This is a genomic window from Maribacter huludaoensis (genome assembly GCF_029350945.1).
GTDB classification, from domain to species: Bacteria; Bacteroidota; Bacteroidia; order Flavobacteriales; family Flavobacteriaceae; genus Maribacter; species Maribacter huludaoensis.
Window position 1 is genome coordinate 1 of the sequence record NZ_JARKMS010000007.1, and the last position, 23,771, is coordinate 23,771.

The following is a 23,771-nucleotide window of genomic DNA, read 5'->3' on the forward strand; positions in this document are numbered from 1 at the left end:
CAAGTGGGAGAGTAGGTAGCCGCCTTTTTCGAAAGCCCCTTACAGCAATGTAAGGGGCTTTTTTTATACCTTAAAGTGAAAGTGACCGTGGTAATATAAGTTTTACACTATTTTTATACGGACTTATTATACATTTGGGGTGATTTTTAGTGAAGTAGTTATACGTGTTCTCTTTGAATACCTCAGGGCTAGTTCTGCTGTTTCATTTAAGTTTAAGAGATGTAATGAGCCTAATAATGAGTACAGAAAAACATCTATTATTGATCTTATGAGCTATTAATTCATGAATTTGAATATTGATAAGTGAAGTATAAGCCAAATAGATAAAAAAATCCGCAACCTTAACAGTTGCGGATTTGTAGTTTATAGGTACTTAACAATTATACCCTAGGTAAATCACCTTCACCTTTCAATGGTAAAGCAGTTTCACCCATTAAATATTTATCTACATGATGTGCAGCTTGTCTTCCTTCTGAAATGGCCCAGACAATAAGAGATTGTCCCCTTCTCTGATCACCAGCAGCAAATACGCCGGGTACGTTTGTTCTATAATCATTTTCAGATGCCTTAATGTTGGTTCTTGCATCCATATCTAACCCTAATTGATTTGCAACGGTATTTTCAGAACCGGTAAAGCCTAATGCTAATAAAGCCAAATCACATTTCCATTCTTTTTCAGTTCCTTCAACTTCTTTTAACTGTGGTCGTTGACCTGGAGTTTTAATCCATTCTACTTCAGAAGTTATTAAGCCTGTAAGGTTGCCATCTTGATCACCAATAAATTTTTTGGTGGATATACTAAAGAAACGCTCAGCTCCTTCTTTGTGAGAAGAACTAGTTCTTAAGCGCATAGGCCAAAACGGCCAAGGCTGACCTTCGGGTCTTTCTGTAGTGGCCATTGGCATGATCTCGAAATTTGATACTGAAATTGCTCCATGTCTAAAAGATGTTCCAATACAATCTGATCCAGTATCACCACCACCAATAACAATTACATTTTTACCGGTTGCTTTGATTTCTTCTCCTAATTCTTTAATGCCATCTACTCTTCTGTTGTTCTGTCCAAGAAAATCCATGGCTTGGACAACGCCTTTTAGGTCAGATCCTTCAATAGGTAAATTTCTTCTAATAGTAGCTCCACCGGTTAAAACAATAGCATCAAAATTTTGTTTTAATTCATCAGCTTTTATATCTACTCCAATATGTACACCACATTTAAATGTAATTCCTTCTTCTTTTAAAATCTCTAAGCGACGATCAATGACATTTTTTTCCATTTTAAAATCAGGAATTCCGTAGCGTAAAAGTCCGCCCGGTTTTTCATCACGTTCAAAAACAGTTACGTTATGACCTGCTCTGTTCAGTTGTTGTGCCGTAGCCAAGCCTGCAGGTCCTGATCCTACAACAGCAACTTTTTTGTCGGTTCTGTTAAGTGGTGGTTTGGCAGAGATCCAGCCTTTTTCAAAAGCAGTTTCTACAATATTTTTTTCAATATTTTCAATACTTACCGGATCTTCATTAATACCCAAAACACATGCCTCTTCGCATGGTGCCGGGCACAATCTACCGGTAAATTCAGGAAAGTTGTTTGTAGAGTGCAGAATTTCACTAGCTTTTTCCCACTTGCCACGGTAAACTGCATCGTTAAAATCAGGAATTAAATTTCCTAATGGGCAACCGCTATGGCAAAAAGGAATGCCACAGTCCATGCAACGTGCTCCTTGCTCCTTTAAATCCTTTTCAGGTAACGGTACTGTAAATTCTTTGTAGTTTTTTAAACGCTCCTCAACCGGTTCGTATGCTTCAATTTTTCTGTCGAATTCCAAAAATCCTGTTGTCTTTCCCATGTTCCGATCTTAAATAGTTTGTAAGTTTTCTTCCTCTAATCTTATTAAAGCCTGTCTGTATTCTTCAGGTAAAACCTTAACGAATTTGGGTAGATAGGATTCCCAGTTTTCTAAAATTCGTTGTGCTAACGGACTTGATGTTGAATTGTAGTGACTTTCAATTAAGTCTTTTAATTGTTGAATGTCTTCTTTTTCGTTGACTTCTAAAAGATTAAGTCCTTCAATGCTGCATCTCTTTTTAAAGGTTTTGTTACTGTCCAGTACATAGGCAATACCACCGCTCATACCTGCTCCAAAATTTCTTCCTACTTCGCCAAGGATAACGGCTACACCACCGGTCATGTATTCACAACCGTGATCACCTATTCCCTCAACTACCGCTTTTGCTCCTGAATTACGAACACAGAAACGTTCACCGGCTTTCCCGTTAATATATGCCCTACCTGCTGTTGCTCCATAAAGAGTAACATTTCCGGTAATTACATTGTCTTCAGGTACTATAGTAGATTTCTCAGGGACCTTGATAACAAGTTTAGCTCCTGAAAGTCCTTTACCTAAGTAATCATTAGTATTACCATTAACAATCATAGTAAGTCCTCTTGTAGCAAAAGCTCCGAAGCTCTGTCCGGCAGAACCTGTGAAATTTAATCTAAGCGTATTTATAGGTAATCCTTCAGCTCCGTAAGTTTTAGAGATTTCATTACTTATAATTGCACCAACTGCTCGATCAGTATTACAAATAGGGTAATCTAATGTTAATTTTTCCTTTCTGAATAAGGAAGGGTTGGCTTTTGCTATAATATCAAACTCGATAGATTTATCTATATCGTGTTTTTGCTTTTCTGTATTGTAAAATTTAGTTCCTTTAGGGACATCGACCTGATGTAGTATTGGGGTTAAATCAATACCAGCCGCTTTGTAGTGGTCAATTGCCTTTTTTCTATCTAGTTTTTGTACTTGACCAACCATTTCATTAATAGTCTTGAAACCTAGTTGAGCCATTATCTCACGTAACTCCTGTGCTACAAAATACATGTAGTTGACTACGTGTTCTGGCTTACCTTTAAATTTCTTTCTTAATTCAGGGTTTTGAGTTGCAATACCTACTGGACAAGTGTTTAAATGGCATACACGCATCATTATACAACCTGATGCAACTAGTGGGGCAGTGGCAAAACCGAATTCTTCAGCTCCCAATAGACAAGCTACGGCAACATCTCTACCTGTTTTCAGTTGACCGTCACATTCTAAAATTATTCTGTTTCGTAAATCATTAAGAACAAGTGTCTGTTGAGCTTCGGCAATACCAAGTTCCCATGGTAGGCCGCAATGTTTTAACGATGTCAAAGGAGATGCTCCCGTGCCGCCGTCAAAACCAGAAACTAGTACTACGTCCGCTTTTGCTTTGGCTACACCGGCGGCAACGGTACCTACGCCTACTTCAGAAACTAATTTGACATTGATTCTTGCTTTTCTATTTGCAGATTTTAGGTCGTAAATTAATTGAGATAAATCTTCAATAGAATAAATATCGTGATGCGGAGGTGGTGAAATTAAACCTACATACGGAGTAGAGTTTCTTGTTTTTGCAATTTCAGGATTTACTTTAGGACCTGGTAACTGACCACCTTCACCTGGCTTGGCACCTTGTGCCATTTTTATTTGAATTTCTTTAGCGTTAGTCAAATAATTGGAGGTTACACCAAATCTACCCGAGGCAACTTGTTTTATTGCGCTGTTTCTCCAATCACCGGTAGAATTTTTATAAAATCTGTTTTGATCTTCTCCTCCTTCACCTGAGTTACTTTTACCGCCAATACGGTTCATAGCGATCGCTAAATTTTCATGGGCTTCTTTACTGATTGATCCATAAGACATTGCACCGGTTTTAAATCTCTTTACAATTTCCGTCCAAGGTTCAACATCTTCTATTGGAATTGGGTCATAGTTAGAGAATTCAAAAAGACCTCTAATGGTCATTAGGTTTTTTGATTGCTCGTTGACCATATTGGAATACTCCTTATAAGTATCTGGTTCATTATTTCGAACAGATTTCTGAAGTTTTGCAATGGATAATGGATTGAACATGTGTTTTTCACCATCTCTTCTCCACCTGTACTCTCCACCAATTTCTAAATCTAAACTGGCATCAACTAGTTTTTTGTTGAAGGTTTTATGATGACGTAAAGCAATTTCTTTCTCTATTTGATAAAGACCAATTCCTTGAATACGAGTTGGAGTGTTTGGGAAATATTTTTCAACGACTTTGGTATTAATACCTATACACTCAAAAAGTTGAGAGCCACGGTATGAGTTTAAAGTAGAAATACCGATTTTGTTCATCACTTTTAAAATACCCTTACCAACCGCTTTGTTGTAATTTTTAATGGCATCATCAAATGATATTTCCGTGATATCATTTTCCTCTATTTGTTCGGCAATTATTTCATTTACCAAGTAGGGGTTAATAGCACTTGCGCCAAAACCAAATAACAAGGCAAAATGATGTACCTCTCTAGGTTCGGCAGATTCTATGATTACACTAAGTTTAGAACGTTTTCCAAGTTTCTGCAAACCGCTATTTACGAACGAGCACGCTATTAAGGCAGGTATAGGTGCCATGTTTTCATTCACGTTTCTGTCCGAAAGTATGATAATGTTAGCTCCTTCGTCTACAGCTTTTGATGCTTGGTCTAATACCGATTGCAACGCATCCTCTAGACCGTTGTGTCCCTGTTTTATGGAATACAACATTGAAATGGAAACTACTTTGTAATCTGGGCTTACATCATAGTTTTTGATTTTGTCCAAATCCTCCTTTGAAATTACAGGATTTTGAATCTTAAGTTTTCTACAGTGTAATTCTGAAAACTCGAAAATATTATGATCGCTACCTAATGTTAAGCTGATATCGGTAATCAGTTCTTCGCGAATACCATCTAATGGAGGGTTGGTTACTTGGGCAAATAATTGTTTAAAGTAATTGTAAATTAGTTGTGGGCGTTGGGATAAAACGGCAATAGGCGTATCAGAACCCATGGAGCCAATAGGCTCTTTGCCAGCTTTTGCCATTGGTAGTACAATGGTATTGATATCCTCTATCGTATAGCCAAAAACAGACTTTCTCTTATCTAGCGTTTCTTCCCCTAAAAATAAAGGGCAATCGTTGTATGGAATATCTTTTAAATGTACTAAGTTGTCGTTTAGCCATTTTTTGTAGGGAAATTTTTGGGCAATGTTCTCTTTAATTTCTTCATCGTTGACAATTCTACCTTCTTCCATGTTCACTAAGAACATTTTGCCTGGTTGTAACCTACCGTGGAATTCAACGTTATCAGGGGCAATGTCTACCACACCGGTTTCAGATGACATCACTACATAATCGTCTTTTGTAACTGTGTATCTAGATGGTCTTAAGCCGTTTCTATCTAAAACGGCACCTATAAAGTTACCGTCGGTAAAAGGTATAGAGGCTGGTCCGTCCCAAGGTTCCATCATACAGGAATGATACTCGTAAAATGATCTTTTAGCTTCGGACATCTCTGTATTTTTTTCCCAAGCTTCTGGAACTAGTATCATCATGACCTCCGGTAAAGATCTACCGGTCATTAATAAAAGTTCAACGACCATATCCATGGTTGCAGAATCTGACTTTCCTGGTAATATAATTGGAAGTACATTCTTTATTTCGTCACCGAACATGTCACTTTTCAGTAATTCCTCTCTAGAGAACATGCGGGTAACATTACCTCTTAAGGTGTTTATTTCACCGTTATGGCACATATATCTAAATGGTTGTGCCAAATCCCAAGTAGGGAAGGTATTGGTAGAAAAACGTTGATGAACCAATGCCAACCTGGTTACTACTCTAGAGTCCATGAGGTCAGAATAGTAAAGACTAATATCTAAAGGCATTAAAAGTCCCTTGAATATTATTATTTTGGTAGATAAGCTAGGTACGTAAAAGAACTTGCTTTCAGATAGCTTAGATTTAATAATCGTATGCTCGGTTATTTTCCTGGCAATAAAAAGTTTTAAGTTAAAATCAAAATACTCTTGATCCTCACTTTCTTTAGCTACAAATATTTGCTTAACGAAAGGCTCTGTTTCCGCTGCAATTCTACCGGGTATTGATCTGTTGACCGGTACGTCTCTCCAGCCTAATAATCTTAAGCCTTGTTTTTTAATGTTCTCTTCAAATACCGAGATGCAAAAATCCCTTTGATTTTCTTTACGGGGAAAGAAAATATTACCAACGGCATAATCGCCTGCTTTTGGTAAGTCGAAGTTGCATACAGCCTGAAAAAAATCATGTGGTATATCTATTAGGATACCTGCACCGTCCCCTGTCTTACCGTCTGCGCTTACCGCTCCTCTGTGCTCTAAACGTTCAAGTATTTCTAACGCCTTATGTATAATGTCGTTAGATTTTTTTCCTTTAAGGCTACATATAAATCCAGCCCCACAGTTGTCATGTTCAAATTCCGGTAGATATAATCCTTGCTTCTTCAGTGTCATATTTTGTGGTATTTCTTCAAAAATATCAATTTTTTTAAATTATGTTCAATGATTGAAACAAATTCAAATAATAAATTCAACGAAATAAATAAAAGCTTAAAAAATCGATAATTATGAATTTTTAAAACCTTCAATTTATCATAATGATAAATTTAAGTTAATATTATCGAAAGCGATCAGTGAAGTAGGGGGTAAGTGCTAGTTTTTGTGACTTTCTAACAATTAAGTCTAACTTTATTGGGTAGTTAACAAAGTAAGATTATAGTTTAATAAAAAACACCCCTATAAATTACAGGGGTGTAATTAAAAATTAATTTTTTTATTTTAAAATACTTCTTGAAATCACGATTTTTTGAATTTCAGAAGTGCCTTCGTATATCTGTGTTATTTTGGCGTCTCTCATAAGACGTTCTACATGGTAGTCTTTTACGAAACCGTTTCCGCCATGAATTTGTACGGCTTCGACCGTTGTTTCCATTGCTACTTTAGAAGCATATAATTTTGCCATAGCACCAGATAGGTCGTAATCCCTATCATTGTCTTTGTCTAATGCAGATTGGTAAACTAGTAATCTTGCAGCCTGTATTTCTGTATGCATGTCCGCTAATTTAAAGGCAATGGCTTGGTGATTACTGATTTCTGTGCCAAAGGCCTTACGTTCCTTTGAATATTTTAAAGCCAGTTCGTAAGCGCCGGCCGCAATACCTAATGCCTGAGCGGCAATACCTATACGGCCACCGGCTAGAGTTTTCATGGCAAACTTAAAACCGAAACCATCTTCGCCAATTCTATTTTCTTTAGGCACTTTTACATCATTGAATATAAGTGAATGGGTATCGCTTCCTCTAATGCCTAATTTGTTTTCTTTTGGTCCTATTTCAAATCCTGGAGTTCCTTTTTCAATAATAAGGGCGTTGATGCCCCTATGCTTTTTGTCCTTATCCGTTTGGGCAATTACAATATAGGTACTTGCTGTACCGCCATTGGTAATCCAGTTTTTGGTGCCATTAACAATATAATGGTCGCCCATATCTATTGCGGTAGTTTTTTGTGAAGTAGCATCGCTTCCCGCTTCTGGTTCAGAAAGGCAGAATGCACCTATTTGCTCACCTGTGGTGAGTTTTGTAAGATATTTTTCTTTTTGTGCTTCAGTTCCAAATTTTTCCAATCCCCAGCAAACTAGAGAATTGTTTACTGACATAACTACTGACGTAGAGGCGTCAATTTTTGAAATTTCTTCCATAGCCAATACGTAAGAAAGAGTGTCTAGCCCACTTCCACCATATTTTGGGTCTACCATCATTCCTAAAAAGCCGAGTTCTCCCAGTTTTTTAATTTCTTCTTTTGGAAATCTTTGAGCATCATCACGTTCAATTACTCCTGCTAATAGCTCCGTTTGGGCAAAATCGCGTGCAGCTTCTTGTATAAGTTTTTGTTCTTCATTCAATGAAAAATCCATCTAATAATATATAAAGGTTAACTTCTCAAAGATAAAGATATAGTAGTTAAATATATTACTTAAGAGTCTCCTTTTGAATGATTTCATAACAATTTTGGGCTCTTTGTAGGCTGTACGTTCATTTTAACATTTTCTTATACGTTAAATTGCCGTCGCCAAAAACTGTTAAATTTATAATCATATTGATTTAAGTATTTGGATGTCAGATAACTTCGGTATTATTGTTAATTCATTAGGATTTCAAAGACAATTTTAAATATATTTGGAAGATTTATTTTTTAGAATTAGAACCTATATTTACAACTCATAACTAGTTACTCAAAAAACCAACGAATATGGAAACCATCATTGTTATTGTTTTTTTGGCGGGATATCTTGCCATTACCCTAGAACACAATCTTAAGATAGATAAATTAATCCCTGCATTGGCCATGATGGCTATTCTTTGGGCGCTTATTGCTCTTGGAATAGATGGCTACGAAAACTGGTTTGATTCTGCTCATCAAAGTCTAGTTGATGGTTTTGATAAGTTTGGGCATTTAGATAGAATGCACATGATGGAGGAGTCCCTTTTGCATCACTTAGGTAAAACTGCGGAAATTCTTTTCTTTCTTCTTGGGGCTATGACCATTGTAGAGATCATAGATTATTTTGATGGCTTTGCGACTATAAAAGGTTTTATCAAAACCAAGCAAAAAGGTAAGTTATTATGGTTGTTTTCAATATTGGCATTCGTATTATCTGCAATTATAGATAACTTGACGGCTACCATTGTTTTGATTACCATATTGCAAAAAGTTATTAAGGACAGGGAAACTAAATTATGGTTTGCCGGTATGATCGTAATAACGGCAAATGCCGGTGGGGCTTGGTCGCCTATTGGTGATGTGACCACTACCATGTTATGGATTGCAAATAGGGTTAGTGCAGGTCAATTGGTGCTTCACGTACTTTTACCTTCATTGGTTTGTATGATCGTTCCAGTTGTGATTGCAAGTAGGTTCAAGGTTTTTAAAGGGTTGATCGATGGTGAATTGGATGGTGATAATTCTAAGTCTAAATATAGTGGTGTAATGTTATATTTAGGATTGGGGGCTATTCTTTTTGTTCCTATTTTTAAAACGGTTACCCACTTGCCTCCTTATGTTGGTATGATGTTATCATTGGCAGTTGTAGCAACTTTTGCAGAAATATATAGTAATAAAAAGTTTAGTATTTCTTCTGTAGATCAAGAGGGTCAAGACACCGAGGGGCACCATAGTCCTGTACATCATTCATTATCCAAAATTGAACTACCAAGTATATTGTTCTTTTTGGGGATTTTATTGGCAGTTGCCGCTATGGAATCTTTAGGGATACTCTTTAATGCTGCTGGAGCTCTTAATGAAGCTATACCTAATACGGACATAGTAGTTATGTTGTTTGGTCTGGGATCGGCAGTTATTGATAACGTACCATTGGTTGCGGCAAGTATGGGTATGTTCAGTGAGCCTTTAGATAGTCCGTTATGGCATTTTATCGCTTATTCTGCCGGTACTGGTGGTAGTATGTTGATTATTGGTTCTGCAGCCGGTGTAGTTGCAATGGGTATGGAGAAAATTGATTTTTTCTGGTATCTTAAGAAAATTGCTTGGTTGGCATTGGTAGGTTTTGTTAGTGGAGCAATCGTATTTATATTATTAAGAGATTTTGTTCTTCACGGATAATTTAATTCGCAAATCGTCGTTATAAAGGCAAATTCAATACTTAAAGAATATTATGTTATTATTCCAGGATTTGGCTCAAGATGCGAGCGAAGAATTATTGTCTGAAGAGAAAACACTTTCGGTCATAGATTTAATATTTAATGGGGGTACAGGTAGTGTAATTATTATCTCCGTTTTATTTATAATGTTAGGCGTGGCTCTTTATATTTATTTTGAACGATTATTGGCAGTTAATGCTGCGTCTAAAATAGATAAGAATTTCATGAATCAGATTCGTGATTACGTGACCACAGGTAAACTAGATGCGGCAAAAATTTTATGTGCTCAAACAGATTCGCCGGTAGCCAGATTAACGGAAAAAGGTGTATCTAGAATAGGCAAGCCTTTAGATGATATAAATACCGCAATAGAAAATGCAGGTACTCTTGAAGTATATAAGCTAGAGAAAAATGTAAGTATTTTGGCAACTGTGGCCGGTGCGGCTCCAATGATCGGTTTCTTAGGAACTGTTATTGGTATGATTCTTGCCTTTCATGAAATGGCCAGTAGTGGAGGTCAAGCGGAAATGGGTTCATTGGCATCGGGTATTTATACTGCCATGACTACAACGGTTGCCGGTCTTATTGTTGGTATTATTGCCTATGTTGGTTATAACCACTTAGTGAATAGAACTGATAAGGTTGTCCATAAAATGGAAGCTAACGCAGTGGAATTCTTAGATTTATTAAACGAACCTCTTTAATTTTATACTATGAAATTAAAAGGAAGAAATAAAGTCAGTCCAGACTTTAGCATGTCTTCAATGACAGATATTGTATTCTTGTTATTGGTGTTTTTTATGCTAACAGCGAATTCACCTAACGCTTTGGATTTATTGCTACCAAAGGCAAAAGGAAAATCTACTAATACTCAAAATGTATCGGTAAGTATAGATAAGAACCTACAGTACTTCGTTAATGACGAACGTATAAATGGCGAGTATGTTGAAATAGAGTTAAAAAAGGCTTTGGCAGGTCAAGATAGTCCTACGATAATTCTTAGGGCAGAAGAAAGTGTTGCCATAAAAGAAGCGGTAAATGTTATGGATATCGCGAATAGGAACAATTACAAAGTTATATTGGCCGTACGCCCAAACTAAATGGCATTTTTAGATACGAAACATAAAAAGAAATCATTGACACTTACCACACTGTTGTTAAGTGCACTTTTATTGGTTTTATTTTATATCGGTCTAAACTATATGGATCCACCTGAAGAAAATGGGATTTCTGTTAACTTCGGTACTATGGAATTTGGTAGCGGTAAGGTTCAGCCAAAAGAAAAGATACAATCAGAACCATTAAATACTCCACCCGTTGAGCCAACCGAGCAAGAGGTCGCAGAAGCTATAGAAGAACCTGTAGAGGAGGTTGAAGAGGCTGTTGCCGATAGGGAAGCTCCTGCGGAAAAAGTATTAACTCAAGAAAATGATGAGTCTATAAAAATAGATCAGGCAAAAGAGGTAAAAAGAAAAGCTGACAAAGCTGCTGCAGATGCTAAAAGAAAGGCAGAAGCAGAAGAGAACAGGAAAAAGGCAGAAGCCGCACGTATAGCCAAGCAAAAGAAAGAAGCCGAAGACAAGGCGCGCCAAGAGCAAGAAGCCAAGAAGAAAGCTTTAGATGCAATGATGGGGGGACTTAATAAATCTGATGGCACGGCATCTGGTAGTGAAGGTGATGATAATAGGGCAGGCGATAAGGGGCAGCCAGATGGTGATCCATATGCTACCAGTTATTATGGTAGTCCAGGTAGTGGTAGTGGTACTGGTGGTTACGGATTAAATGGACGTTCACTGGTCAACAAAGGTAAGGTGCAACAAGAATGTAACGAGTCTGGCAGAGTAGTGGTCAAAATAATTGTTGATCGCAATGGAAAAGTGGTTAGTGCAGAGCCAGGTGTAAAAGGTACCACCAATAATAACCCATGCTTATTGGAGCCCGCTAGGAAAACTGCATTTATGCATAAATGGAATTTAGACGGTAACGCTCCAAGTAGGCAAGTAGGTTTCGTAGTTGTAAATTTCAAATTAGGAGAGTGACCTATAAAGAGACATTAGATTGGATGTTTGCTCAGCTTCCAATGTATCAGAATAAAGGTAAAAGCGCCTTTAATTCAAAGATGGACGGCATTTTAAAACTTGCCGGGCATTTAGAAAATCCTCACAAAAAATTTAAAAGTATACATGTTGCCGGAACCAACGGAAAAGGTTCAAGTAGTCATTTATTGGCCTCTGTTTTACAAGAATCAGGTTATAAAGTTGGTTTGTATACCTCGCCCCATTTGAAAGATTTTAGAGAACGTATACGTATTAACGGTAAGAAGATAGCAAAGAATTGGGTAGTCCGTTTTATAGCGGACAACAAACCTTTTTTTAACGCTAATAGGCTTTCTTTTTTTGAAATGAGTGTTGGTATGGCGTTTTCATATTTTGCCCATGAAGAGGTTGATATCGCTATTATAGAAGTGGGATTAGGTGGAAGACTTGATTCAACAAATATAATTATACCAGAGGTTAGTTTAATAACGAACATAGGATTAGATCATACCGATATGTTGGGTGATACTCTTGCTAAGATAGCAAAAGAGAAAGCTGGGATAATTAAAAAAGAAATTCCTGTAGTTATTAGTGAGTTTGATGAAGAAACGGCTCCAGTTTTCAAATCTGTAGCAAAAGATAAGAACTCCAAAATAATTTTTGCGGAAGAATTTGATTATCCGGACTATGAAATTGGTTTATTAGGTGCTTATCAAAAGAAGAACGTAAAAGGGGTGCTTGCTACGTTAAATGCTTTGCCTGGCTTTAAGGTCTCTAAACGTGATATAGCACATGGGCTAAAAAATGTAGTGCTTAATACTCGGTTAAAGGGAAGATGGCAGCAAATTGGCTCAGATCCTACTATAATTTGTGACACGGCCCATAACAAGGAAGGTATTGAATTGGTGATTGAGCAAATCAATAGGCAAAAATTTGAGCATTTACATATTGTTATAGGTTTTGTAAAGGGTAAGAATATGGATAAAATTTTAGCCCTTTTCCCTAAAAATGCAACTTATTACTATTGTAAGTCAAAAAATTTTCGGGGACTTGATGAAAAAGATTTATCAAGCACTTTTTCTAATAAAGGATTTACCGGAAATATTTATAATTCTGTAAATAAGGCACTTATGGCGGCAAAAAAAAGCGCCCAAAAAAATGATTTTATTTATGTGGGCGGAAGTAATTTTGTAGTTGCGGAAGTTATTTAAAATTTTATTGATTTTTCTTTTGTGAAATGTAAAAGTATTATATATTTGCACCCCCATTGGGGCTCTTAGCTCAGTTGGTTCAGAGCACCTGCCTTACAAGCAGGGGGTCACTGGTTCGAATCCAGTAGGGCCCACAGGATAAAAGGCTTTCATGAAAATGAAAGCCTTTTTTATTTCTACAATATTTATAGTATAATTTCTTACCTCATTTTGTAATGCTATAGATTGAATTTTTGTTTTTGTAAAGCTCTTGTTTAGAAGGTTGGTTAAGTAGCCTGATATTACATTTATTTTGCATATAATAGTAGGTGATTTTTGGTGCTTTTTACCTTTTTTAGAAAGATAATCAGTGGGTAAAATCCTGTTAATAATTGTTACACTTCTTGGGTTAATTAAGGTATTTACATGCCAGGCCCGCAATGTTAAGAAGTGATAATGTGCAAAATTTTCAAAATTCTATTCTTCTTGTATTCTTATCTTAATTATAATCTATACCTAGCTGTATCTATCTTACTTTTAATAGGTAGGATCCTAATAAACACGGGGTCTCAGTTGATTTTACGTAATTCTTATAAGTAGCATTAATATTTATCAACTGCGCAATTTATGAGGGGTGAATTCTATAAAATCACAATAAAAACACCCTAAAATCATCAATGTAATTTTTTTTAACAATATAATAACATATATTTGGTAAACCAGTTTGACGAACCAATTTGGTAAACCAGTTAAAAAATAGAACAAATACTAACTAAAACAGAAGAGATGAAACGCTAAGAGAATCGCATATAAAAAAGGACGGGTGCTCGCCCATCCTTTTCGTAAAAAAAATTACTTCATGTCCAACGGAAGTAATGCAAAAAACATGTAAATATTACTACAAACACATTTCCTAGTAAAAATAGGAATTTTCATTGATTTAATATGAAAGTGTTGGTAATAGTAATTGGATATTATAATGCGAGATATACAATCGCATTTTAAGTAGATCAAAAAGATGGCACAGGCCAATTCAATAGAACTAACTTAATATAACACAGATGAATTTTAAATTAAAAATTTTTATGGTTGTAATGTTGCTTGTCAACATTCAATTATTTGCACAAGACTCCTATGACTTATCAGGTACGGTGGTAGATGCAAACAATGTGCCAATACCTGGTGCAAATATCGTTGTAGCAAATACAACAAGAGGTACACAAAGTGATTTTGATGGAAATTTTACCATCAAAGTGTCTAGTGGAGATATTTTACGTTTTTCATATATAGGTTACACTACTGAAACTGTAGCAATTGTTTCGCAAAAAACAGTTAGCGTTACTTTAAAAGAAGACGCCAGTCAACTTGATGAAGTCGTTGTAGTTGGTTATGGAACGCAAAAAAAATCTACCGTTACCGGTTCAATTTCTAAAGTAACCAACGAAAAGTTAGATCAAATAGCAGTATCAAGGGTTGATGATGCATTAATAGGTCAGGTTTCAGGTGTTAATATTCAGGCTACCAATGCTGAGGCAGGTGGGGCTCCTACCATTACTATTAGAGGTATAGGTTCTGTAACCGCTGATTCTGGTCCTGCATTGGTAATTGACGGGGTTGTGGTAAGTTCAGAATTCTTAGGTAACCTTGATATGAACGATGTGGAATCTTTTGAGGTATTAAAAGATGCTGCTTCTGCTGCAATTTATGGTAGTGAAGGATCTAATGGTGTAATTTTAATTACAACTAAAAGTGGTAAGGCCGGAAAGACCAAATTTAGCTATCAGACATATACAGGTATTAAAAGTGCCCATGGTAGTGATGATTACAGAAAAAGTGTAGCAGAGTGGGCTAAAATAGAACAAGCTGCAACGGGTACACTTTCAAATGAAACTCAATATGCACAATTATTGGTTCAGGCTACAGGAGTAGATAGGGATTGGCAAGATGTTTTCTTTGACGGAGGAGCAATAACCAGTCATTCTTTATCGGCTAGAGGTGGTTCGGAAGATACTAAATTCAGTACTTCATTAAGATATCTTCATGATGAAGGTGTTGTTATTACAGATGATTTTAAATTATTCTCTGCCAATATGAAAGTTGATTCAAAAATTGGTGAGAAAGCAAGATTCGGTATTAGGGCTACGCCTTCTTATACAAAACAAAGAAGATTGCCGACCTCTATTCATAATCCTACGCGCCAATCTCCATGGTTACCTATTTATCATACGGAAGAATCACTTCAGTTTATAGATAGGGAGTCTGGTAACGGGCAATATGCAGATGTTGGTGTAGGAGATTATTTCTTTGAAAACCACCTGGTTGAATTAGATATTAATGGAGATGGTAGTGATAGCAGGCCTCGTACATCGGGTGATTCTAATCCTTATGCTCAATATGTTGAAAGAGAGCATTTTGAGTATAACACTAAATTATTCGGTTCTACGTATTTAAGCTATGAACTTTTGGATGGGTTGACTGCTAAAACACAGTTAGGTGTTACTTTGGAGCAAAGAAAAAGAACAAGGTATGACGGTACAAAGCATCATGCCAGTGGTGCGGCCAGATCTTCATATTACCTGGCAAATAGATTTAGAACTAGAATAATTTCCGATAATACCCTTAATTATAATAAGACTTTAGGAGATGATCATGATTTAAACGTTTTATTGGGTGCAACTATTCAAAAAAGAAAATCAGAGGAAAGCATTACAGAGGGTAGTGGTTTTTCAAATGACTTGTTAAAGAATTTCCAAGGAGCTACGGTTGTTGATCTTCCTACTGAAATTAATACGGAGCTTAAAAAGATAGGTTATTTTGCTCGTGTTAACTATGCGTATAAAGGAAAGTATTTGGTAAATGCATCTTTTAGACGAGATGGTAGTTCTGTATTTGGCGTAGATTCTAAGTGGGGTAACTTCCCTGCAGTTTCATTAGGTTGGAACGTTGCTAAAGAAAATTTCTTGTTGAACAGCGATGTTGTAAATACAATGAAGTTTAGAGCTAGTTATGGTCTTACGGGTGCAGAGAACTTTAATGTAGGTGACGCTATTGTAAATGCATGGCCTTATTTAGCATTGTTGCAGAATTCAAATTCAATTGATAATGGTAGTATTGCAGCTGGTGTGTCACCATTAAATATTGCCAATACATTGTTACAATGGGAGGCATCTAAAGAATTGACAGTTGGTTTGGATTACGGTTTTTTCAACAATAGGATCTCAGGTTCTATTGATTATTATGAAAGAACTAGTGATGAGTTGTTGTTGAACAACCCTGTTTCCTATATCTCAGGTTTCAATAGTGGTATCGTTAATTTGGGTGAGGTCCAAAATAAAGGTTTGGAACTTGAAATAAGAACTAGAAATGTTTCAAACGAGAATTTTTCATGGAACTCAACTTTGATCGCATCTACAAATAAAAATGAGCTTTTAAGTTTTGGTGATTCTAACAATGCGTTAATTGAAGATACCTACGGTAGAAATTCTCAATGGATCAATAGAATAGGAGAGCCTATTTCTTCTTTTTGGGGTTACGTAGTAGATGAAGAAGCTTTTGATGAAACTTCTTTTAGAACAACATATGTTGACAGTCCTTGGAACAGGATCAATGGTCAGTCTGATGATACGATTGTAAAAGATTTAAATGGAGATGGGTTGATTACGGAAGAGGATAAAACAATTTTAGGTAGTCCGTATCCAGATTTGGTATATAGTTTTACCAATGAATTTAAATTCGGGAATGTAGACTTTTCTTTCATGGTTCAGGGTAGTCTTGGAGCTCAGGTCAACAATATAGGTGATCAATATTTTTACAACTGGTTTGGTAACAGAACAAGAAGTGGTGGAGAGTTAGAAGCTGTTGCCAATGGTCTTGTATCCGATGTTTCGTTTATCCAGGAAAAAGTATTGACAAGCGATGTTATTGCAAGTGCGGATTATTTCTCTTTACGTAATGTAAACCTAGGTTATAATTTTTCAAATGATGTTGCAGAACGTATAGGGGTAAGTGGTCTAAGAGTTTATGCTACTGCTCAAAATTTGCTTTATATCACTGCAGATGATTATCACGGTTTCAATCCAGAGCATATAGATGGTAGTAACCCAAGAGCTTATGGTTCTCAAAGAGCAGGTACACCAATTTTTAGAACGGTTACAGTTGGTCTTAACGTTGATTTTTAATCTAAAAACAAACAAACGATGAAACATATAAAATATTTAATAATTGCAGTAACGGTATCCGTATTTGTTTCCTGTGATAGTGAAGAGTTTTTAAATCCATTGCCAGATACTGCTGTTGCGGTAGATGGGTTCTTTCAATCAGATGCTGATGTGTTATCCGGTATTTATGGTATATATGATGCCTTGCAAGGTGTTAATAGTAATACCGAGTCTAATATAGGCAACTTTAACAGAGGTGTACAATTTGAGCACCTTTTAACAGAGCACAGAACGGATAATACAAGAAATGCTACCCTTGAGGGTTCTAAAGCTGATTTTCATAGATATGTGGTCAACGCCAACAATGTTGAATCAGAAGATTATTACGCGTCTATGTATGAAGTAATTTTTAGGGCTAACAATATATTGGATTTTATAGATGTAGCAGATGAAGGTAATCAGGCTAAATATGCTGCAGAAGCAAAATTTCTAAGAGCATATGCTTACTTTAAATTGGTAAGAATGTTCGGTGATGTGCCGTTGGTGACATCAGTAGTGGGTCCTACGGATAATGAAGCTCTATTTACTAGAATTCCTTCAGCTCAGGTTTATGATCAGATCATAGCAGATTTACAAGAGGCGGCAAGTGAATTGGATAATTCATCTAAATCTAGGGCTTCTAAAGCTGCGGCACAAGGTGTATTGGCCAAGGTGTATTTGTCATTGGCATCTCCTGATTATGCTGCTGCACGCCAATTATGCGAATCTATAGTGAACAGCGGTCAATTTAGTTTAATGAGTGATTTTCACGATGTTTTTTATGATGAACTGAACAACGAAATAATTTTTGCCATTCAGTATATTCCAGGAAACAGTGCGGAAAGTCAAAGTTTTTCATCTGAATTTACTTCTTCTATACGTGCAGGACAAGAAGACGGTCAAAACATTGTTAATGATAATCTAAGGTTAGATTTTGTAGCCTTTGGAGGAAATAGAACGGAAACTTCAATTACTGATCTAAATGGTTCGCTTTTGGACGATAGAAATGAGGTAGCCAAATTTTTTCCGGACGGCTTTGATTCTACAGCTGAACCAGCATACGGCCCTAATGCCCGTAATGCCGGTAATGACTATATAGCTTTACGTTATGCAGATGTTCTTTTAATGCATGTGGAAGCTATAATGGCAGGTGCCGCATCTACTACAGATGCTGCGGCCTTGGCATCTTTTCAAGCGGTAAGGGATAGAGCCGGTTTAACTGATGCAGTTTCTAGTATTACCAAGGAAGAACTTTTAACGGAAAGAAGAGTTGAGTTGGCCTTTGAAAATCAGCGTTGGTTCGATCTACTAAGATTCGGTGTTGCCGAGGCTGTATTAAGTGCTCATTCTGCTGAAATGGGATATGTGTTCGATGCTAGAAAATTATTGTTGCCTATACCGGCAAGAGAAATAAATATAAGTGGTGGACTTTTGACACAAAACCCGGGATATTAAATTTTAAAACTTTTAAACTATGAAAATTAAACAAAATATTTTCCGAAAAACAACGCTACTGCTATTTACCGTAGTACTGGCAAGTTCTTTTGTTGGTTGTGTTGGTTCAGATACTTTTAGGGATGATTTGCCAGATTCCAATTCTAAGGCAGATACAATATTTCCAGAAGCTAATTTTGACTATACGGCTGATCAAGAAGATTTTACGATCATAAACTTTACGGATCTTTCAACAGAGGCATCTTCCTATTTATGGGATTTTGGTGGTGGTGAAACATCTACAGATCGCGATCCTACTTTTCAATTTCCTGGAGAAGGTACGTTTCCTGTTACTTTAGTTTCTAGTGATGGTAACGGTGTTACTTCTACAATTACTTTAGACGTAGTCGTTGTAGATGAGTTAGTTGCTGCTTTTCAATGTCCAGATTTTTTATGTAGCCCAAGAACACCATGGGCTGGTGTGGATAGAGGAACAACAAGTTCTTATTCGGCAAGTTCTTCACCAACTCCACCAGAAGGTAACGGTGCTGCCAAATTAAGTAGTAGTTCTAATTTCCTTGATCAAAGTATTCGTGTAGTAGCAGGTGCAACTTATGAAGTAACATTTTGGTATGTTAGTAAAACTACCGGTACTTCTGCGGGTACCTTGTTGATCGAAGATGCTGACACCGGTGATGATTTTCTTTTACAAGAAATTCCGTTGACCGATCAAGCTTCGGCTTATGTTCAAACATCGTTCACATTTACAACAGATGAAGCAACTGAGAATATGAGATTCAATATAGAATATGCAGGGACAGAATGCAGGTTCTCTAAAATTAGTATTGATAGGCTAAATTAATGATAGCTCTTGAAAAGATAGTTTAGAAATGTTGTTGCTTTTAAAGGCGGTTTCATTTTTAAATTATCCTTCAAGACATCATGTATTCTCTTAAGCGGAAATTTCAACTGTTTAAGAAGCATCTAACAAAAATTTAAAAAAAATATAATATTATGAGTTTAATAAAAAAAGGAATTAGTGCCCTTTTGATAACCGGTTTGATCATGTCATGTGATGAAGATGGTTATGAGCCAATTGAGCCGGTAGATTCTTCTGGTGGTTCTATTGGTAGTGTGTTTTCAAGTTTTGATGTATCGGCTAGTGGAGATGGTACAATTGTTACGGTAAAACCATTGACTGTAGGTGTAGATTCATACGTCATTGACTTTGGTGATGGTAGCAGTCCGTTAACCGCATTGCAAGGAGAGTCCGCTACGTATGATTATTCTAATGTAGAAGCATCTGCAGATTATACAATTACCGTAACTACCAAGGCGGCAGGGCAGGCAGATCTTGTAAAGACCGAAGATATTACGGTTGAGCATACCGTACCTTCTATTGATACTGCCCCCAGTTCACCAGAAATCAAAAGATATAATATATTGAACATTTATACGAATGCAAGTTCTGTTGGTTCAGCAGGTACAGGTGGCAAGGCTATTGTTTTGGATTCTGGTAACAATTTATTGGAATTTTCTAGGTTGCACAGTACCGTTGGAGAGTTTGCACTGAGTGATGAGGTTGTTGCGGCAGATGCGTTCTATAGCGGTGTAGGTTCTAATGATATTCATTTTGATGTGTATTCTGAGTTTGCCACAGGTATAGACAAGTTAAAGATTACTTTAGTGGATAGCACCAATGGTACCAGCCATGTAATTGATGACTTGGATTTGATTGATGGTGAATGGACAGGATTTGATTTTAATTTGGCAACGGATTTTTCTGCGCCGGTTACTCAATTCGAAACTATTCTTTTTGAAGTAGGAAGTACTGGTACTGCAAATGATCATGCGACCATTACCGTAGATAATATTTATATGTCAAGAATGACGGGTCCTACAATTTTGAACGGTGATTTTGAGGATGGTCAAGATTTCTGGAAATGGTCAACATTTACAGACGGTAATACCAATCCTTTTGGATCTAGTTCTGATGGTTCTAACCAAGATTATGACGGGGTTGATACCGGCAGTAAGACAAGAGGAGCTAAGTGGTCATCAAGTCAATCTGGCGGAGACCTAAGAACTTCTAGTTCTAGATATGCCTATCAAGAGCTTATTTTGGAGCCTGGCGCAGATTATATTTTAGAGTATCAATACGCTATTAAAGACGATAGTGGTACGGATCCTATAGGCGGCAGAAAAGTAGTTGGCCTGATCTTGAACGGTCACTATGATGATGGTGCGGATGCCGTTGATAATATTGGGGATAATTTAGGTTTTAACGAAGGTTATGTTGCAGAAGGTAAGTTTTCTGATACTACAGATGGTGCAGGTACATTGGTACAGATTCCATTTACTGCAAACGATAGTGGGGAAGTTGCCATAATGTTCTATGCGGTAACTCCAAAAGATGCATATGTAGATAATGTGAAGGTTCGTTCAGTGAATCCTTAATTTATAATTTATGAAAAACACCCGAAACGGAATATTGGTATTTATAGTATTACTATTTCTATCTGTAAACGCTACTTCTCAAAAACAGAAAAGTAGCGTTTCAGAATCGGATGTAGAACTAAAAAAAATCAAAAAAAAGAAGAAAAAGAAAGTCAGGTTACCCCAAATCGATTTAAACAATTGGAAGGTTACAATTCCTGAAGGTAGTGGTAAAGGAGGGGCAATCAGTGTAGCACCGCCAGAAATTTTAAATTATGCTACAAATGAGGTGCTTAAGCCTTATATGTATAATGATTCTACAAAAGGTGCACTCACGTTCTATGCTTACCCCACCTCGGCAACCACCGCTAACACTAAATATTCCAGGTCAGAACTTAGGGAGCAAATGGTTCCTGGAAACGACAACGTAAATTGGACTTTCAAGCAAGGAGGCACATTAAGTGCAAAATTATCTGTTGATGAAGTTTCTAGAGATAAAAACGGTAAGTACCATAAAGTGATCATTCTACAGATTCATGGTCGCTTGACCAATAATCAAAAAGAGTTAATAAAACAAAAGGACAATAATGCACCGCCGGTATTAAAAATATATTGGCAGAACGGTAAAATTAAGGTCAAAACAAAAAAATTAAAATATGCAGATGTGAATGCTATAGGTATATTACATGAAGAAGCGTGGACAGATGATGAGGGTTTCAATTTTGAAGAAGAAGTGGGCTTTGGCAAATTTCAAATAGAAGTAAAAGTTACGGATGGTAAAATGGTGGTTTCACTGAACAAAAATGAATATGCCGTTTATGACGATTTTAATATGAAAAGATGGGGCGTTTTTGAGAATTATTTTAAAGCAGGAAATTATTTTCAAAGTAGGGATGAAGGTTCATTTGCCAAGGTCAGTTTTTATGAACTTGAAGTGAAGCATTAATAAAAAATATATGATTATAGATTACAAGTTACTTTTCAATAAAACTGTGGCATTAAATTGCTTTTTCGCATTTGTAATAATGCTTGCCATAACAAGTTGTAGTAACGATGCAGAGGTGACTGAAGAAGAAATTGTTCAAGAAGAAGTAATTGAAGAAGAAGAGGTCGAAGAAAATACCGAGACCCAAGAAGAGGAGGTAGTTGAAGAAGTACAGGTAGAAGGAGTAGACTTCTTTCTGCCCAATATTGATTTAAGTAATTGGAAAGTTACACTGCCAATTGGTAGTCCAGATGAGGTAGAGCCACCGGAAATTATGGATTATGCTACCGATGAAAGGTTGATGCCTTTTATGTATAATGATTCTACAGATGGTTCTTTGGTGTTTTATACAACACCGGGTTCCTCAACGGCCAACTCTTCGTACTCAAGAACTGAGCTAAGAGAACAAATGGTGCCTGGTAGTAACAGTACAAATTGGACTTTTACAGAAGGTGGTCGTATGAAGGGAACTTTATCCGTGCCTGAAATTACTACAGATGCAAGTGGTGAATTTCATAGAACGTTAGTAATGCAAATTCATGGTAGGCTAACAAATGAACAGCGAGACTTAATAGGGGAAGATGATAATAATGCTCCGCCAATGTTAAAAATATATTGGCAAAAAGGTAAGGTTAGAGTGCTTACCAAAAAACTGAAAGATCTTAATGCTACTGACGAGGAGATATTGCATACGAATGCTTGGGAAGATAATGAAGGTCATACTTTCCCAGAGAATATAGGTGCTAATACATTTGTTTTGGAGATTATTGCCACAGACGGTAGGCTAGAGGTTATTTTAAATGAAACGGATTCTGTGGTGTATGAAGATATTCATATGCAAAAGTGGAGTGTTTTTGAAAACTATTTTAAAGCGGGAAATTATTTGCAGACCCTAGATGCCGGTGCGTCTGCTAAAGTCAAATATTATGAATTAGAAGTTATGCATTAGTAATGTGCTATACATATACCTAGTGCAATTAAGAAAGTTGTTTAGTTGAATTTGTTGAAATGAGTTTGCCAGTCTTTCGTTAGGCTGGTAAATTTCATGAAAGTTCGCTTCCTAGTACGAGTAATTATCAATGCAAATAAAACTTCGTATTTTAGCGAGTTGTTTTACATTTTTTCGGATGGGCAAATTAGACAAATGGTTTTCCTTTAAAGCAAGATATATATGAAATTAGAGATTCTCACGAAGACAGAAAATCAGGAAATACAAAATGAGATTATTGTTCAGCTAAGAGATTTAATGAACAATAAAAATCTTGAGCCTGGTGACAAGTTACCATCGGAAAGAATGTTGTCCGACAAATTTGGAGTGAGTCGAAACAATGTTCGGGAGGCAATTCAAAAATTGGAGTTTTATGGTATTTTAATCTCTAAACCTCAAAGTGGAACCTTTGTAGCGGATATTGGGCAAGTGGCCATGAACGGGATGGTGAACGATATTCTTAGGTTAGATGAGCCAGATTTTAAGTCTTTGGTTGAAACTAGAATTTTATTGGAACTTAAAACGGTAAGGCTTGCGGCAAGAAGAAGAACAGATGATGATTTAAGACTAATGAAAACTGCGTTAGATGCTTACCGTGAAAAAGTAAATAATGGAGAAGATGCCGTTCAAGAAGACCTCTTGTTTCATCTAGCTATTGCACGTGCCAGTGGTAATAGTACCATGAACACATTCATGCTTATCATTACACCAGAAATATTGGTAAATTTTGAAAAATATCATGTATGTGATAAAGACATGGCCTTCAGGGGTATTGAAGAACACCAAGATATATTCAACGCTATAGAAAAACAAGATCCTCAACTGGCAAAAGAGAAAATGAAAGTTCACTTTAAAAACCTTTATCAGTTTTGCTATAATGTTTAAGACAGAGTAGGTATTGTAAAATGCTGATTATGGCTTAAAGCAAATTATTTATA

General features: G+C 36.5%; 15 protein-coding genes and 1 tRNA gene. 13 read left to right on the plus strand and 3 right to left on the minus strand.

What is annotated here, in order from left to right; genetic code table 11:
* Positions 1–380 precede the first annotated feature (380 nt).
* From PXC01_RS16715 to PXC01_RS16725, 3 genes are all read right to left on the minus strand, one after another.
* Complete coding sequence (locus PXC01_RS16715) at positions 381–1,847, minus strand: glutamate synthase subunit beta (protein WP_276473430.1); 1,467 nt, start codon at positions 1,845–1,847, stop codon at positions 381–383.
* 9 nt (positions 1,848–1,856) lie between these two features.
* Positions 1,857–6,365, minus strand: coding sequence for a glutamate synthase large subunit (gene gltB / locus PXC01_RS16720; RefSeq protein ID WP_276473431.1), 4,509 nt, complete (start codon positions 6,363–6,365; stop codon positions 1,857–1,859).
* 319 nt (positions 6,366–6,684) lie between these two features.
* Entirely contained in the window at positions 6,685–7,824 is a 1,140-nt protein-coding gene (locus PXC01_RS16725; RefSeq protein ID WP_276473432.1) for an acyl-CoA dehydrogenase, read from the minus strand.
* A gap of 335 nt (positions 7,825–8,159) precedes the next feature.
* Here PXC01_RS16725 and nhaD point away from each other — a divergent pair, with 335 nt between their 5' ends.
* The 13 genes from nhaD (at position 8,160) to PXC01_RS16790 (ending at position 23,718) form a co-directional block, all read left to right on the plus strand.
* Positions 8,160–9,530 carry a sodium:proton antiporter NhaD gene (nhaD, locus tag PXC01_RS16730; RefSeq protein ID WP_276473433.1) on the plus strand — a complete coding sequence of 457 codons (1,371 nt, stop codon included), beginning with the start codon at positions 8,160–8,162 and terminating at the stop codon, positions 9,528–9,530.
* Between the two features lie 52 nt (positions 9,531–9,582).
* Entirely contained in the window at positions 9,583–10,272 is a 690-nt protein-coding gene (locus PXC01_RS16735) for a MotA/TolQ/ExbB proton channel family protein (protein ID WP_276473434.1), read from the plus strand.
* Between the two features lie 9 nt (positions 10,273–10,281).
* Entirely contained in the window at positions 10,282–10,668 is a 387-nt protein-coding gene (locus PXC01_RS16740) for an ExbD/TolR family protein (RefSeq protein ID WP_276473435.1), read from the plus strand.
* Complete coding sequence (locus PXC01_RS16745) at positions 10,669–11,607, plus strand: cell envelope integrity TolA family protein (protein ID WP_276473436.1); 939 nt, start codon at positions 10,669–10,671, stop codon at positions 11,605–11,607.
* Entirely contained in the window at positions 11,604–12,815 is a 1,212-nt protein-coding gene (locus PXC01_RS16750) for a bifunctional folylpolyglutamate synthase/dihydrofolate synthase (RefSeq protein ID WP_276473437.1), read from the plus strand. The genes PXC01_RS16745 and PXC01_RS16750 overlap by 4 nt, the downstream gene beginning before the upstream one ends.
* A gap of 59 nt (positions 12,816–12,874) precedes the next feature.
* A tRNA-Val gene (locus PXC01_RS16755) sits at positions 12,875–12,949 on the plus strand.
* Between the two features lie 906 nt (positions 12,950–13,855).
* Complete coding sequence (locus tag PXC01_RS16760; RefSeq protein WP_276473438.1) at positions 13,856–16,972, plus strand: SusC/RagA family TonB-linked outer membrane protein; 3,117 nt, start codon at positions 13,856–13,858, stop codon at positions 16,970–16,972.
* Positions 16,973–16,990: 18 nt separating this feature from the next.
* Positions 16,991–18,445, plus strand: coding sequence for a RagB/SusD family nutrient uptake outer membrane protein (locus PXC01_RS16765; RefSeq protein ID WP_276473439.1), 1,455 nt, complete (start codon positions 16,991–16,993; stop codon positions 18,443–18,445).
* Positions 18,446–18,464: 19 nt separating this feature from the next.
* Entirely contained in the window at positions 18,465–19,286 is an 822-nt protein-coding gene (locus PXC01_RS16770; RefSeq protein ID WP_276473440.1) for a PKD domain-containing protein, read from the plus strand.
* Between the two features lie 152 nt (positions 19,287–19,438).
* Complete coding sequence (locus PXC01_RS16775; protein WP_276473441.1) at positions 19,439–20,881, plus strand: hypothetical protein; 1,443 nt, start codon at positions 19,439–19,441, stop codon at positions 20,879–20,881.
* Between the two features lie 10 nt (positions 20,882–20,891).
* Positions 20,892–21,806, plus strand: coding sequence for a polysaccharide lyase family 7 protein (locus tag PXC01_RS16780; protein ID WP_276473442.1), 915 nt, complete (start codon positions 20,892–20,894; stop codon positions 21,804–21,806).
* A 10-nt stretch (positions 21,807–21,816) separates the two neighbouring features.
* A complete protein-coding gene (locus PXC01_RS16785) occupies positions 21,817–22,794 on the plus strand; it encodes a polysaccharide lyase family 7 protein (protein WP_276473443.1) in 978 nt (325 codons plus the stop codon).
* A 222-nt stretch (positions 22,795–23,016) separates the two neighbouring features.
* Positions 23,017–23,718 (plus strand): FadR/GntR family transcriptional regulator, encoded by a 702-nt coding sequence (locus PXC01_RS16790; RefSeq protein WP_276473444.1) that lies wholly within the window; start codon positions 23,017–23,019, stop codon positions 23,716–23,718.
* The last annotated feature ends 53 nt before the right edge of the window (positions 23,719–23,771 follow it).

Bases quoted from the DNA above. Each gene is read 5' to 3' on its own strand.
- PXC01_RS16715 (WP_276473430.1), bottom strand. From the start codon at position 1,847: ATGGGAAAGACAACAGGATTTTTGGAATTCGACAGAAAAATTGAAGCA.
- gltB (WP_276473431.1), bottom strand. From the start codon at position 6,365: ATGACACTGAAGAAGCAAGGATTATATCTACCGGAATTTGAACATGAC.
- PXC01_RS16725 (WP_276473432.1), bottom strand. From the start codon at position 7,824: ATGGATTTTTCATTGAATGAAGAACAAAAACTTATACAAGAAGCTGCA.
- nhaD (WP_276473433.1), top strand. From the start codon at position 8,160: ATGGAAACCATCATTGTTATTGTTTTTTTGGCGGGATATCTTGCCATT.
- PXC01_RS16735 (WP_276473434.1), top strand. From the start codon at position 9,583: ATGTTATTATTCCAGGATTTGGCTCAAGATGCGAGCGAAGAATTATTG.
- PXC01_RS16740 (WP_276473435.1), top strand. From the start codon at position 10,282: ATGAAATTAAAAGGAAGAAATAAAGTCAGTCCAGACTTTAGCATGTCT.
- PXC01_RS16745 (WP_276473436.1), top strand. From the start codon at position 10,669: ATGGCATTTTTAGATACGAAACATAAAAAGAAATCATTGACACTTACC.
- PXC01_RS16760 (WP_276473438.1), top strand. From the start codon at position 13,856: ATGAATTTTAAATTAAAAATTTTTATGGTTGTAATGTTGCTTGTCAAC.
- PXC01_RS16765 (WP_276473439.1), top strand. From the start codon at position 16,991: ATGAAACATATAAAATATTTAATAATTGCAGTAACGGTATCCGTATTT.
- PXC01_RS16770 (WP_276473440.1), top strand. From the start codon at position 18,465: ATGAAAATTAAACAAAATATTTTCCGAAAAACAACGCTACTGCTATTT.
- PXC01_RS16775 (WP_276473441.1), top strand. From the start codon at position 19,439: ATGAGTTTAATAAAAAAAGGAATTAGTGCCCTTTTGATAACCGGTTTG.
- PXC01_RS16780 (WP_276473442.1), top strand. From the start codon at position 20,892: ATGAAAAACACCCGAAACGGAATATTGGTATTTATAGTATTACTATTT.
- PXC01_RS16785 (WP_276473443.1), top strand. From the start codon at position 21,817: ATGATTATAGATTACAAGTTACTTTTCAATAAAACTGTGGCATTAAAT.
- PXC01_RS16790 (WP_276473444.1), top strand. From the start codon at position 23,017: ATGAAATTAGAGATTCTCACGAAGACAGAAAATCAGGAAATACAAAAT.